Source organism: Helicobacter sp. UBA3407, from assembly GCF_949747025.1.
Taxonomy (GTDB): Bacteria; Campylobacterota; Campylobacteria; order Campylobacterales; family Helicobacteraceae; genus Helicobacter_D; species Helicobacter_D ganmani.
This window is the reverse complement of record NZ_CATKCB010000005.1, coordinates 1-1,142: the sequence shown is the minus strand read 5'-3', so window position 1 is coordinate 1,142 and position 1,142 is coordinate 1. Positions and strand designations below refer to the sequence as shown.

The 1,142-nt window shown below is 36.3% G+C and carries 1 protein-coding gene and 1 pseudogene; both read right to left on the bottom strand.

The features are described 5' to 3' along the window. Positions 1-329, bottom strand: a pseudogene (locus Q1553_RS00030) (transketolase); the annotation flags it as partial. Between the two features lie 13 nt (positions 330-342). Beyond that, positions 343-924, bottom strand: coding sequence for a hemerythrin family protein (locus Q1553_RS00025; protein ID WP_115552108.1), 582 nt, complete (start codon positions 922-924; stop codon positions 343-345). Between the last annotated feature and the right edge of the window lie 218 nt (positions 925-1,142).

Genomic DNA, 1,142 nt, shown 5'->3' with positions numbered 1-1,142 from the left:
TGTTTGTATTCTGGGTGTCCGGGCGTTTTAGAACCAAATTTACGAAAGTTTTTCAAATCCTCCAAGCTCACTTCAAAACCCCATAAATGCAGCAGAGAATACACAAGCGCACTTGCGTGCCCACCACTAAAAATCAATCTATCACGATTAATCCACTTAGGATTTTTTGGATTTAGTCTAATATGGAATCCAAGCACCACCGCAATATCTGCTAACCCCATTGGAGCACCAGGGTGTCCGCTATTGGCATTTTGCACCATATCAGCACAAAGAAACCGCAAAGCATTTGCCATCAAAGCATATTCGTTTAACTCATTTTTATCTAACATTTTGTCCCCCTTATTACTTAGGTTGAATTGCTTGCTTGCAAACTTTACAATTAAAAACACCGCCTGCACGAATCTTTTTATCTACATCTATCGGCACATAATGCACCTTATTAGGACAACTGCAAAAATATTCAATTTTTTTGTTTTCAGTTTGCACAGGCTTTTCTTCAGGTTTTGGTTCTGTTGGTTTTATAGGGAGCGGGCAGGTATTGCGGCGAAATTTTTCAATTTGCATATCTTCTTTGATAATATGCACCAAAAGCCAATTTTTTGCAATTTTTGCAATCTCATCTTTTAAATCGTTAAGATTCTGCACACGCGTTACTGCACTTACCATATCCCTAATAATGTCTTGATGAATTGCCCTATGTGCCTCCAAACGAGGAAAAGAAATGGATTGCATATACTCTTCCTCGTCTTTAAAATGCTCCTTTGTATATTCAAGCAATTCACGTAAAACCCCAATCACTTCCTCTTTGCTTGATTTTTTTTCTGTCATCATATAGGCACGACCTGCGATTTCAAATAGCTTTTTGTGCTGTTCATCAATCTTTTCATTATGCACGCTAATTTCTTTACTCCATGCTGGTAACATAACAACCCCTTTTTACGCAAGTGTTTATTTCAAATCACTAAAATTTAATTCTACTACAAAACTACTTAATTCTTTTTATTTTTATAGAATTTTATTTCGCCTTGCAGCTTTGTTTAAGATTATATTTCCCCCCCAAGCAAGTTTTTAAATGTGTGTGGCAAGAGTCCTCACAAAAAGTCTTAAAGGATTGTAATTTTAGCCTTACGATTCGTAATTCA